Here is a 12768-nt window from a genome sequence, read left to right on the forward strand (position 1 = left end):
TTTTTATTAGGAAAATAGAAATACAATAAGTAAAAGAGGAAAAACTTTCGTAGAATAGTCATTATTTTCTATAAATTACTTCCAATCAAATTATTTCGTTGTAAAATAAATTTAGAAATATGGTATAGGATAAGGAAAAAATTTTATTTTGTTCGTGAGGATGATGAAATGACCCAATTCAATCAGTTTTTTATAAGTGAAATTGAATCCGGGAAAGCCGGGCCTAAAATACAGGAAATCATCTTCGATATTATTTTTCAATATATACAGGATATGGTATTTGTCGTCAAAGTGGAAGAAGGCCCAAGCTTTCGATACCTGTTTATCAATGAGGCGGGAATGAGAAAGGCAAACTTAAATGTGGAAGCGATAGGGAGGTCTTTTCAGGATGTTCTGCCAGAGGCTTCTGCCAAATCGCTTCAGCGAATGTATGAGAAACTATTAAAAAAAAGGGAAATCATTACTTTTGACGATGTGTTTTATGGAGATAACGGGAAAGAGGTTTACGGGGAATCCATCTTAACTCCAATCTATGATGAGGATAACGCCATCCGTTATATTGTTGCAGTTACAAGGGATATTACCGAATGGTCCCTTGAGAGAAAAAGAATCGCCGAAAGTGAGCAGCGTTATCGGTCTATAGTTGACCATAACTTGGATGCAATTATTATCATTAGCCCGGAAGGAAAAATAATCGAAGCAAACCCGGCTGCTGCTGTTTTGACGGGGTCATTGGAAAGGCATCTGTCAAATCGGTCGATTTATGATTTAATTGATGACCATGATTTGGAAAAGTTTAAAGGTCTTATCGAAGAGACGTGTTCCGGTTTTTCTCTTGAGTCACTGGATTGTAAAATTTTGAACAATAAAGGGAAACGGCTCATTGTGCATATAAAAACAGTACCAATTGTCGTATACGGGGAAATAAACGGCGTCTACATAATTTTAAGGGATTTGTCAGAGCAGGCAAAAAACATGGAAATGATAAAATTCATGGCATTTCATGATCAATTGACAGGATTATATAACCGCCGGGCCCTGCTAGAACATTTAAATGAACGTATCCCGGCTGACCATCATCCGGCAGAAGAGTTCGCCTTAATCACAATTGACTTGGACAGATTTAAATATTTGAACGATACGCTTGGACATTTGGCTGGTGATGAAATTTTAAAGCAGGTTTCCAACCGGTTATTACAATTCCAGAATGAATGCTGTTTTATTTACCGGGTTGGCGGGGATGAGTTTACTATTCTATTGCTAAACACAAATCGCTCCGGGGCTAATTTTTTTGTAGGTAAGCTGCTTACTTCCTTTTCTCAATCCTTTTATTTTAATTCCCATGAGTATTTTATCTCTCCAAGCATTGGAATCAGCATGTACCCGAATGATGGGAAGGATGCAGAAATGTTAATTAAGAATGCAGATGAGGCGCTTTTTCGCGTTAAGGAGAGAGGCCGGGCCCATTACCAATTTTATCGATCAGATATGAATTCGTTATTTACCAATATTGTAACTCTGGAAACTCATCTAAGAAGAGCGATAGACAGGGGCGAGCTTACATTGTATTATCAGCCCCAAATAGATGTCCGGACCGGGAAAGCTGCATCTTTTGAGGCGCTTCTGCGCTGGAAGAATACAGAATTCGGCTGGATTTCCCCAGGGGTTTTTATTCCAATCGCTGAAGATACAGGCCTTATTGTTTCCATAGGGAATTGGGTAATAGAAAATGCCTGTAAACAGATTAAAAGCTGGAATGATAAAGGGATCATGGGTATACGGATTGCCATAAATATTTCACCGAAACAATTTCAACAGCCTAATTTGGTTTCTTTTATTCAATCGATGATTAATAAATATTCAATTCAGCCTACGTCATTAGAAATTGAAATTACTGAAGGCATTATGCGGGACATGAAGGAAACAATCCCCCTGCTAAGAAAGCTAAAAGACTTGGGGCTTTTAATTTCAGTTGATGATTTTGGAACAGAGTATTCATCGTTAAACTATTTGAAAAGGTTCCCGCTTGATTGTCTGAAAATCGACCAATCGTTCATCAAGGAGATATTAGACGACGATAAGGATGCGGCAATCACATCGACCATTATCCACCTTGGCAGAAGCCTTGGCCTTGAAGTGATTGCCGAGGGCGTTGAGAGGAAAGAACAGGCTGAATTTTTGATTCAGGCAGGCTGCCACAAAATTCAAGGCTTTTATTATTCAGAGCCTATCCCGCCAGCCTTGCTGGAAGATCGTTTTTTAACTTTTTAAAGTAAACACTGTAAGCTCTGGCTTGGCCATAAATCGGAAAGGCAGGCGTGTCGTTCCGATTCCCCTATTTACATAAAGATTTAGCTCATGGCCGCCGCAGACAATGTAATGACCTTCCTGATAAATCTTCGCAAAAGGCGGTATAACAAGAGCGCCGATAAACGGAAGTTTAACCTGACCGCCGTGACTGTGTCCGCTCAGCTGCCAGTCGATGGGGTATGAACTTGCCGTATCGGCCATATCTGGCGCGTGTGATAATAATATTTTAAAACAATTATTTGGCACATTTTTTATCGCTGTCGTTATATCAGGTCTGCCCAACATGCGGTCATCAATCCCAAGCAGGCTGATAAAACTGTTATCCTCTAAGGTAACTGAAACCGCTGAATTTAACAGGATAGTAAAACCCGCTGTGTTCATAATTTCCCGATATATTTCTGAGCCATAACCGCCATGATCATGGTTCCCATATATACAATACTTTCCTAATGGCGCATGCAATTTTTTTAGAATTGGCGCGAGCTGATTCGTTTTCAAATATTTATTTGGCTCGTCCATTAAATCGCCCGTAAAAACAATAATGTCCGGCTGGAGGTCGTTGATAGTATCAACTAAACCTGTAAACTTATCCAAGGTATATTGAAAACCAAGATGGGTGTCGCTGAATTGGACTATTTTTTTTCCATTAAAGCTGCTGGGAATTCGTTCATGGATGATTTCCAATTGTTTAATTTCAAGAAGAGATGGTTCAATTCGATTTGCATAATAATATCCCCCAGCCCCCATTCCGAGGACTGTTAGCAGGGAACCAAATGTTCTTTTAATAAACGTCCTCCGAGTTAAATTTTGAAACATTTTTATTACCAGCCTATTTTTTTATTAGAGTCCCTTATGTATTTTCAGGAAAAATAAAGCTTATTGCAAGAATAAAGGCTCATGTTAGTGTTTATTCTGAAAAATCATAAAAGATACCAATAAAAAGCAGCCTGGACGACGCATTTTGTTTTGTGTAAATCTATATGATTGTCTCTGCAACTAGGCCTGCTGATTTCCACTCCGGGCACTCGCTTTCCGCGGGGAGGTCCTGGAGCCTCCTCGGCGCTAAAAGCGCCTGCGGGGTCTCCAGTGACCTCTATATCCCGCAGGAGTCGAGTGCCCTCCGCTCCAATCAACAGGGAGACAATTCACCTGTATAGCAACACACATTTTCCAGCCCTGCTAGGGTGTTACAATCTTTTTCATATTTTGGCAGGCTGCAGTAAGAATTCGTGAGGAAATAATTCATCAATTGAAACAAATTCACATCACTTTGGCTATTTACTTTTGGCTAAAACATTGAATTCACCACTTATTTTATATTTATTTTTATTGTAGTTGAAGGTCTTAATTGTAAAACACCTGTTGAATGGCGCGGAAGGCACGAAGACTCCTGCGGGAGTACGGGGCAGGGGAGACCCCGCAGGAGCGAAGCGACGAGGAGGCTCGCCGGCACGCCCGCGGAAAGCGAAGTGCCTGGAGTGCCATTCAACAGACTTGTTGAAAAGCCTAAAGATTAATAATATTGTAAAAAGCGGTGTATCACTAAAAAAAGAGCAAAAATAAAAGGCTATCGAAAGTTTTTCGATAGCCTGAGCAGCCGGGGTGGCTGCTTTTTGTCGTTTATTTGTAGCTGACGGCACGATTTTCTAGGGCATTCCATGAAGCGATAAATTGATCTTTGTTTACTTTGACTTGTTTTTTTCCTGAAAGTGGATCATTCAGATATACATGACCCTCGTCATAGCCGACGAGCAAGACGACGTGTAAATCAAGCGGTGTTTTTATAGATTCTTTTCCATGATTCCATGCTTCCCACCGATCTGGGAGCCGGTAATCACCTGTTGTCCAGATCACGACAGGAAACCCACTTGAAACATGTTCCAATATTTTTTCAAATGGCTGCTTGGTCAAATTAACGGCTCTCCCCGGCAGCTTTTGATTTATTAAATCAATCATTGGCTGCTCAAAAGCAGCATACCCCGGTTGTTTGCCGGTCATATCACCAACAAATCCGTGATCGGGATTCCCCCAATGCAAGAAATCACCTTTTGGTGATTTGATGAGCGGATCGGGGTCTTTTTTTATCAGCCGGTACAACTCCATTTTGTTTGTTTGAATCCCGGCGTAGTTTAGCATCATTGCAAGGCTGGTCACTTCACATCCGTTTCTAAGCTCAGGGGTTTGCCTGATTATGATAACGTCCAATAAAGTGGAGTCCTTCTTTACAAATGGCTTTGCTGTTTCCTTTTCTTGGCTTATATTTATGATCTGACTGTTTAAGTCATTTAAATTATAGGAGCGATTATCCTCTTTTGTAGAAGCAACGTTCTTGGGTTTTTCATCCTCAATGATCGGAGGCTCTTGCTTAATATTGTTTTGCTTAGAACTCACTTCGTAATTTTCATCAACATGGCTGCATCCAAGCAATGGAAGGATTAAAGCGAACAGACTTAGCTTTTTCACATCCTTACCTCCTCTTTTGAAGAGCTAAGAATATTGTTTGATTGTTTCTTTAGAGTTATAATGGTATCCTTTTGGCAAAGAACAGACGGTAATACCTGTGCGTATGGTATAATGAAATTAACAATTTTTTGGAGGTACTTTGGATGGATGCACTGGAAATACTCTCAAATCTAAATGATGTTTTTCCTTATTTCCAGCCGATTTTTAGTGCCGATGAACAGCGTGTAATCGCCTATGAAGTATTAGGAAGATATAAATCAGCAGAAAATGTTATAAGCTTAGGTCCGTTTTTTTGTGATGAACAAATTCCTGAAGAATATAAATTCGAAGTTGATTTGCTTTTAGTTCGAAAAGCGCTGGAAAAGGCAGAGGAGCTGGATGAAGATGTCAGCATATTCCTGAACCGGAATGCTGAGCTGCTTATGTATGGACATGGAGAACCATTTCTTCAGGAGCTTTTAGAATTCGAAAGCAAGGGTTTTAGGTTAAGTCGAATTGTTCTTGAAATTTCTGATCACAAATACTCAGGAGATTTAGACCAATTTGATAACCTTTTACAATATTATCGGACCTATGGAATTAAAATTGCCATTGCAAATCTTGGCAGTGAAAACCGTTTTTTCGAACGAATCGGGGAGCTTGAACCGGACATTTTAAAAATTAATTTAGAAGCTTTAAAATCAACCTCAACTGGTACCAATTTCAATGATGTTTTATTTTCCGTATCGGTCCTTGCTAGAAAAATTGGAGCAACGCTCTTGTTTGAAAATATTGAGATGAGCTACCAGCTGCAGTTTGCTTGGAAAAATGGCGGCCGTTATTATCAGGGTTTTTATTTGCACCCTCCAGCCGCGGAATTTATCAGCCGAGATTTCTTAAAACCCCGATTAAAGGAAAAATTCCATGACTTTATTGTATATGAAAAAAGAAAATTGGAAGCTGTTTATACAACTGCTGAATATTTTCAAGCAAAGGTTCAGGAAATTGTAACGAAAAACCGGAAGTCCGGTTTTGAAGAGCTCCTGCATGTCCTGGGAAAAGAAATGGATCATATCGTCTTTCGGTTATATATTTGTGATGAAGACGGCTTTCAAAAGTCGGCCAATCTTTTTAAGAAAGACGGAGGCTGGAGCATCCAGACTGAATATATCAATAAAAACTGGAGCTGGAGACCGTATTTTCTAGAGAACATCATCAAAATGCGGAATGAAAGAAAAGGCATATTGTCTGACCTATATAGTGATATTGAAACCGGCGAGCCGATTCGAACCTTTTCGTTTCCAATCACTGGCAGTGAATATTTATTTATCGATATTTCATACCAATATTTGTTTGAACACGATCAATTGCTGTAAGAATAGAATGTGTCACGGAGTGGCAATTTAAAGATATAGTTTATCTTTAAAGGAGAAATGCTCAATGACTCTTTTTGAAATGACGGTTGCCATTCTTATTGTTGGTATTTTGGCTGTCTCCCTCATTTATACACTTGCCCTTGGCAGGCAGCAAAAAGCTTTGGAGGGTGAATTTGATACCCAGTTAGACAAAGGAATTCAAAAAAATGTATATGTCAAAAACCCTATTTTTTTATCCTACGGCATCTTCTTTGCATTGACTTTATTTATTATACTTTTTATCGCCATCAGATTTTTTTGAGAAGGTCTCAGTCAATGAGGGCCTTCTTTTTGCGTTTTGAAAATTTTTTAGCCAATTTTTTCATTTTTATTTGGACAAATAGAGGACGTTATTTTATTCTTTTAATATTGGCATGTTTAAAAGATGATTTTTTTATTGATGAAAATAATTCATTAGGATAGAAACATGTCAAATGCAAAACCTAATTTATAGAATTCTTGTTTGTGTTTGAAAGGAGATAAGCACATGTCACAGCTTCAAGGTATATTAACAAGATTAAAAAACCTTCAGGAACAATCCGCTAGCGGAGAGCCGGCGCAGCGTTATTTTGAGGTTAATGGGGAGAGGAAATGTCAAGTCACTTTCCATCCAAAAACAGAAACATTTGAGTTAGAGGTTTATTTTGAGAAGGAAAAACCAAAACGATATCAATTCGATAATATTGATATGATTACAATCGAAATTTTTGACTTGATTCAATAGGAGCCTGTATGGTTCCTTTTTTTTATCAAGGCAATCGCAATTTTTGGCATGAGGTCCGAAAACTATGATAGAATAGGTCTGTAGAAAAACAAACATGAGGAGTTTTCGGTGATGATTAATCTTCCCAGCGGGGAATTTCTAGAATTAATGATAAAAGACTTGATTATCCCGTCTGAGCGGGTCGCACATGTACAAATCGGAAATAGTGTGGAACATGCCTTATTGGTGTTAACGAAAAGCGGTTACACGGCTATTCCTGTTTTGGACCCATCCTACAAGCTTCATGGTTTAATCAGTACACCCATTATAATGGATTCCATTTTAGGTCTTGAAAGAATTGAATTTGAAAAGCTTGAACAAAGACGGGTAGAAGAAGTAATGAAAAAGTCTATGCCTAGAGTCACAATATCCACCCCATTTAACAAATGTTTAGATTTGCTCGTTACCCAACCATTTCTTTGTGTTGAAACGGAAGATGGTTTTTTTGAGGGGATTTTGCCAAGAAGTACGGTATTAAATCAATTAAATTTGTTTATTAAGCGCGGTAATAGATAACTTACGAAAAGCAGGGCCCCCTTTTTTGGGGGCTATTTTTTGCAGGTGAAAAAGGAAAAAGGAGGGGAGAAAACAGTGTCATCATTGTCGGAATTCCAACTACTGTCTGTCTTGGCACAGGAAATGAATATGCGCAAAGCCTCGGAACGGCTGTTTGTTTCCCAGCCGGCCCTCTCACAGCGTCTGCAAACCATCGAGAAGGATTGGGGGACTAAGCTTTTTATCCGCTCACAAAAAGGATTAGCGCTGACCCCTGCCGGTGAACATGTGATAGCCTTTGTAAACGAGGTCCTGAAAAAAGAGGAAAAGGTGCGGGAAACAATTTACTCCCTGCAAGAGGGCGTATCGGGTACTTTAAAAATTGCTGTAGCCTCCATTGTCGGACAAAACTGGCTGCCACAAGTTCTTAAGAAATTTATCGATAAATATCCCCAAGTAAAGCTTTCGCTAGTAACAGGCTGGAGCAGTGAGATTTTAAACTGTTTGTATGATGATCAGGTCCATGTTGGCATTATTCGCGGTACACCTGATTGGAAAGGGGTTAAGGTACACCTGTTTCATGATCCGCTGTATTTGGTGGATAGAGAAATCACCAATCCAGATCAAGTCCTTGATACAGACCGCCCGTTTATCCAATTTAAGAGTGACTCTAATTATTACCAAGAGATACAGGATTGGTGGATGCGGAACTTTAAAACAACGCCGAAAAGGACCGTTATCGTTGACCAAATTGAAACCTGCAAACAAATGGCATTTAACGGAATTGGCTATGCGATCCTGCCTGGAATTACCTTAACGAAGGCAGAAAAAGATATTTGCAAAATTCCCCTTGTGAATGAAAAAAATGAACCTTTAAGCCGTGATACGTGGCTTCTTGGATATGAGTCGGCTTTTCAATTAAAACAAGTACAAGCATTTGTAGAGTTGATTAAAGAATATGTTTCGGAATCTTAAATAAAGCATATGTTTTTCTTGTTTTCAGCGCTTTTGTTTGCTAAAGTATTTTTTAGTACAAGTATAGGGGGATTTAGAAGATGAAAATGATGGATGCGCATGAAATTATATCCTTTATCCAAAATAGCAAAAAATCAACACCAGTAAAGGTTTATGTAAAAGGCGAGCTTGAAGGCATTGACTTTGGTGCAAATGTAAAAGCATTCATTAATGGTAATACCGGGGTTGTCTTCGGTGAATGGTCTGAAATCAGCGCTGCTCTTGAGGCAAATCAGGCAAAAATTGAAGATTTTGTTGTTGAAAACGACCGTCGTAATTCAGCCATTCCTTTATTGGATATGAAGCATATTAATGCCCGGATTGAACCAGGTGCTTTTATTCGTGACCAAGTAGAGATTGGCGATAATGCGATTATCATGATGGGGGCCGTCATCAATATTGGGTCTGTAATTGGTGAAGGAACGATGATTGACATGAACGCAGTTCTTGGCGGCAGGGCTACAGTTGGTAAGAAGTGTCATATTGGTGCAGGTGCGGTATTGGCTGGAGTGGTTGAGCCGCCATCAGCAAAACCGGTTATTATTGAAGATGATGTTTTAATTGGCGCTAACGCCGTAGTTCTTGAAGGAGTAACAGTTGGAAAAGGCTCGGTTGTCGCTGCCGGAGCAATCGTTACCCAAGACGTTCCTCCAAATACAGTGGTTGCAGGAACTCCGGCAAGAAAAATTAAAGATATTGACGAGCAAACAAAATCCAAAACAGAGATTTTAGACGCACTTCGTCAATTATAATTAAGACAAAAAAGCGTGGAATTGTTCCACGCTTTCTGCATAGATTGGAGTGGTAATCATGAATCCGTTTGTTAAAATCCGCCGTGATCTTCATCAAATTCCTGAACTCGGGTTTCAAGAATATAAAACTCAGGCCTATTTATTAGCTTACATACATTCATTACCCCAAGAGCGGGTTGCCATAAAAAAATGGAAAACTGGCCTCTTTGTCAAGGTTTCAGGGTTGAACTCGAAAAAAACAATTGGTTATAGGACCGACATTGATGGTCTTCCCATTACAGAGGAAACGGGTCTTCCATTTTCTTCACAGCACAGCGAGCAAATGCATGCCTGTGGGCATGATTTTCACATGAGCATTGCACTTGGAGTGCTGACCTTTTTTGTAGAAAACCCAATTGATGACGATTTATTATTTATTTTTCAGCCTGCTGAGGAAGGTCCAGGCGGTGCCGAACCGATGTTAAGGACAGAGGAAATGCGAGAATGGATGCCAGATATGATTCTTGCACTTCATATTGCACCCGAGTATCCAGTCGGAACCATCGCTGTGAAAGAAGGATTATTGTTTGCAAATACATCTGAACTGTTTATTGATTTGAAGGGAAAGGGAGGTCATGCCGCCTATCCGCATCAAACCAATGATATGGTCATTGCTGCTTGCCAGCTTGTTAATCAGCTGCAAACCATTGTTTCTCGAAATGTTAACCCATTAGATAGTGCCGTGATCACGATTGGAAAAATCACCGGAGGAACTGTTCAAAACATTATTGCCGAGAAAGCAAGGCTAGAGGGGACAATCCGAACATTGTCACCGGAATCGATGAAAAAGGTCAAGCATCGGATTGAAGCGATTGTAAAAGGAATTGAAGCCGGTTTTGAATGTGAGGCAGTAATTGACTACGGATCTATGTACCATCAGGTGTATAATAGCGAGGAATTGACCAGGGAATTTATAAATTTTATAAAAGAAGCTGATGCGGTTCAATTCGTAGAATGTAAAGAAGCTATGACAGGGGAAGATTTTGGCTACATGCTGAAAGAAATTCCTGGATTTATGTTTTGGCTCGGTGTCGATTCCCCCTACGGACTGCATCATGCCAAATTAACACCAAGTGAAGAGGCAATCGATGTTGCGGTAAGGGTGATCACAAAATATATTGCCTTAAAAGGTAATCAATCATAAAGCATGCTTTAGCTAGACCTAACCTTCGTGTTAGGTCTATTTCATAGGAGGGAAAAGAGATGAAGCTAAGGGAGGAAATGCCCGAGTTAGAGGGGGCGGCTGAGTGGCTAAATGGTCAGGTAACCAAGGATGAGTTAGTTGGTGAAAAGCCGACCTTATTTCATTTTTGGTCCATCAGCTGTCATCTTTGTAAAGAAGCTATGCCGCAGATTAATCAATTTCGCGACCAATACAAGGACAAATTGAATGTTGTCTCAATTCATATGCCAAGGTCAGAGAATGATTTAAATATTAAAGATATCAAACAGGCTGCGGCTGAACATGGCATCACCCAGCCGACTTTTGTCGACAGCGAACATAAATTGACAGCTGCCTTTGAAAATAAATATGTTCCTGCCTACTATGTGTTTGACAAAGAAGGCAGGCTCCGCCATTTCCAAGCCGGAGGCAGCGGCCTAAAAATGCTCGAAAAACGAATTAACCGGGTGTTGAGTGAATTAGAGAAAACAGAATAAATCTTGTGACTCTGTTTTAATCACGCACCGTATTTTATTTTTTATCAGAAGGAAAAGATGTAACCATCCCCTTATAAAATCGTCAGTGTATAAAATGGACAATTTTATAAAAAAAGGGGTGTCTTAAGATATGAAAAAGGTAATACAACTTTTCATCATTTTTATTATGACATTGATGGTTATACTGACAGGCTGCAGCTCGAACAATAGCAAAAGTGAAAGTGGAAAAATGAATGTGGAAAACATAGCACAAATGGATTCTGCAGGTTCGGGCAGTGCTGAGAAACCCTCTTTATCTGCTAGTGACAAATCAACCGCAAATAAGGCTGCTGAAACGGTAAGCATAGAGGTTCAAAGTAAAATGGTCATCTATCAGGCAGACTTAGAACTCCGTGTAAAGAAATTTGACCGGACTGTCCGGACTTTTGAAGAAAAAGCAGCCCAATATGGCGGCTATATCGCTGAGTCCAATGTCGCAAGAGCCGGAAAAGAACAAATCAGCGGACATATGATGATAAGAATCCCGCAAAAACATTTCCAGGACTTTTTGCACGATGCAGAGGGGCAAGCAGTTGAAGTGCTCCAGCGGAATATTACCGGTCAGGATGTAACCGAGGAATATGTCGACCTTGAGTCAAGGTTAAAATCCAAACGGGTCGTGGAGGAACGTCTTCTTTCCTTTATGAATGGGGCAGTTAAGACAGAAGACCTTTTAAAAATCTCTGCAGATTTAGCGGCTGTTCAAGAGGAAATCGAAACTATACAAGGGAAAATGAAATATCTCGAAAATCAAACATCTTTCTCAACGGTAAATATTACTCTCTATGAAAATAAAATTGTTGTTCCTGATATTGAAAAGGACAAACTAAATACTTGGGAAAAAACAAAAAAACAGTTTATGAAGAGTACCAATTTGTTGTTATCCTTCTTTTCAGGGTTGGTCGTTTTTATATTTGGCAATATGCCGATAATAATACTATTTATCATATTAGCAGCAGTGGGCATAGTTATTTATAAAAAAAGAAAGCAGCAGAGAAACCGTGATTAAATCGCTGAAATTTCGCTCTATATAAAAATTATGATGGATGTTAAAATAATACCAGTTATCTAATTGAATTTCCTGGGGGAATTGTTTGTGAAGAAAAGTTTTGCTGTCATTGGTCTTGGCCGATTTGGCGGCAGTATCTGCCGGACCTTAACAGATGAGGGAATGGAAGTATTGGCAATTGACGTAAACGAGGAACGGGTCAATGAATTTTCGATGATTGCATCACATGCGGTAGTCGGCGACTCAACCGATGAAACAGTCTTAAAAAGTTTAGGGATTCGTAATTTTGACCATGTCATTGTCGCCATTGGCGATGATATTCAATCAAGTATTTTAACCACACTAATTCTAAAAGAATTAGGAGTGAGCCGCGTAACCGCAAAGGCGCAGAATGATTATCACGAAAAGGTTTTAAGAAAAATCGGCGCAGACCATGTTGTTCATCCTGAACGGGATATGGGGCGGAGAATCGCCCATAATATGACCTCCAGTAATGTTGTTGATTATCTTGAGTTATCGGATGAACATAGTATCGTTGAAATCGTCGCAAACGGTAAAATTGGCGGCCACACCATTATGGATCTTGATATCCGGAAAAAATACGGTTTGAATATTGTGGCCATCAAAAGAGGGGAGGATATCATTGTTTCTCCTCATGCAGGCGAAATGATCAATGTCAATGACGTACTGATCGTGATTGGCACCGACAATGATATAGACCGGTTTGAACATAAAGTGATGGAATAAATGAAAACTCGTCGATTGGCGAGTCCGTTAGGACGAAGACAGAGACGTAGTTTAATTTCTTATTAGCTAAAAAAAGGAACCGCC

Annotated in this window: 13 protein-coding genes; 11 read left to right on the forward strand and 2 right to left on the reverse strand. The window is 39.6% G+C overall.

Annotation, left to right across the window (positions count from 1 at the left end; genetic code table 11):
• Window positions 1-168: 168 nt before the first annotated feature.
• The gene (locus KHB02_RS09195) at window positions 169-2271 is read left to right on the forward strand and encodes a sensor domain-containing protein (protein ID WP_213140907.1); all 2103 of its coding nucleotides are present in this window, start codon (window positions 169-171) and stop codon (window positions 2269-2271) included.
• Here the strand turns inward: KHB02_RS09195 and KHB02_RS09200 are convergent.
• Both KHB02_RS09200 and KHB02_RS09205 read right to left on the reverse strand, forming a co-directional pair.
• Entirely contained in the window at window positions 2260-3126 is an 867-nt protein-coding gene (locus tag KHB02_RS09200; protein ID WP_213140906.1) for a metallophosphoesterase, read from the reverse strand. The genes KHB02_RS09195 and KHB02_RS09200 overlap by 12 nt on opposite strands.
• Before the next feature lie 804 nt (window positions 3127-3930).
• Window positions 3931-4773: a C39 family peptidase gene (locus tag KHB02_RS09205; protein ID WP_213140905.1), complete on the reverse strand. Its 843-nt coding sequence runs from the start codon at window positions 4771-4773 to the stop codon at window positions 3931-3933.
• 143 nt (window positions 4774-4916) lie between these two features.
• Between KHB02_RS09205 and KHB02_RS09210 the strand changes: the two genes are divergently transcribed.
• The 10 genes from KHB02_RS09210 (at window position 4917) to KHB02_RS09255 (ending at window position 12684) form a co-directional block, all read left to right on the forward strand.
• On the forward strand, window positions 4917-6128 hold the full coding sequence (locus KHB02_RS09210) for an EAL domain-containing protein (protein WP_213140904.1): 1212 nt from the start codon (window positions 4917-4919) through the stop codon (window positions 6126-6128).
• A gap of 64 nt (window positions 6129-6192) precedes the next feature.
• Entirely contained in the window at window positions 6193-6429 is a 237-nt protein-coding gene (locus KHB02_RS09215) for a type II secretion system protein (protein WP_213140903.1), read from the forward strand.
• A gap of 225 nt (window positions 6430-6654) precedes the next feature.
• Complete coding sequence (locus tag KHB02_RS09220) at window positions 6655-6891, forward strand: YkuJ family protein (protein WP_213116496.1); 237 nt, start codon at window positions 6655-6657, stop codon at window positions 6889-6891.
• A 111-nt stretch (window positions 6892-7002) separates the two neighbouring features.
• Window positions 7003-7446 carry a cyclic-di-AMP-binding protein CbpB gene (gene cbpB / locus KHB02_RS09225; protein WP_213141314.1) on the forward strand — a complete coding sequence of 148 codons (444 nt, stop codon included), beginning with the start codon at window positions 7003-7005 and terminating at the stop codon, window positions 7444-7446.
• Window positions 7447-7491: 45 nt separating this feature from the next.
• On the forward strand, window positions 7492-8400 hold the full coding sequence (locus KHB02_RS09230) for a LysR family transcriptional regulator (protein ID WP_378581847.1): 909 nt from the start codon (window positions 7492-7494) through the stop codon (window positions 8398-8400).
• 80 nt (window positions 8401-8480) lie between these two features.
• A complete protein-coding gene (gene dapD, locus KHB02_RS09235; protein WP_213140902.1) occupies window positions 8481-9191 on the forward strand; it encodes a 2,3,4,5-tetrahydropyridine-2,6-dicarboxylate N-acetyltransferase in 711 nt (236 codons plus the stop codon).
• Between the two features lie 58 nt (window positions 9192-9249).
• Window positions 9250-10374, forward strand: coding sequence for an N-acetyldiaminopimelate deacetylase (locus tag KHB02_RS09240; protein WP_213140901.1), 1125 nt, complete (start codon window positions 9250-9252; stop codon window positions 10372-10374).
• Window positions 10375-10433: 59 nt separating this feature from the next.
• Window positions 10434-10889, forward strand: coding sequence for a TlpA family protein disulfide reductase (locus KHB02_RS09245; protein ID WP_213140900.1), 456 nt, complete (start codon window positions 10434-10436; stop codon window positions 10887-10889).
• Between the two features lie 130 nt (window positions 10890-11019).
• Window positions 11020-11937 carry a DUF4349 domain-containing protein gene (locus KHB02_RS09250; RefSeq protein WP_213140899.1) on the forward strand — a complete coding sequence of 306 codons (918 nt, stop codon included), beginning with the start codon at window positions 11020-11022 and terminating at the stop codon, window positions 11935-11937.
• An 87-nt stretch (window positions 11938-12024) separates the two neighbouring features.
• Entirely contained in the window at window positions 12025-12684 is a 660-nt protein-coding gene (locus KHB02_RS09255; RefSeq protein WP_213140898.1) for a potassium channel family protein, read from the forward strand.
• Window positions 12685-12768 lie beyond the last annotated feature (84 nt).

Origin of the sequence: Neobacillus citreus (genome assembly GCF_018343545.2) — a bacterium.
GTDB classification, from domain to species: domain Bacteria; phylum Bacillota; class Bacilli; order Bacillales; family Cytobacillaceae; genus Neobacillus; species Neobacillus citreus.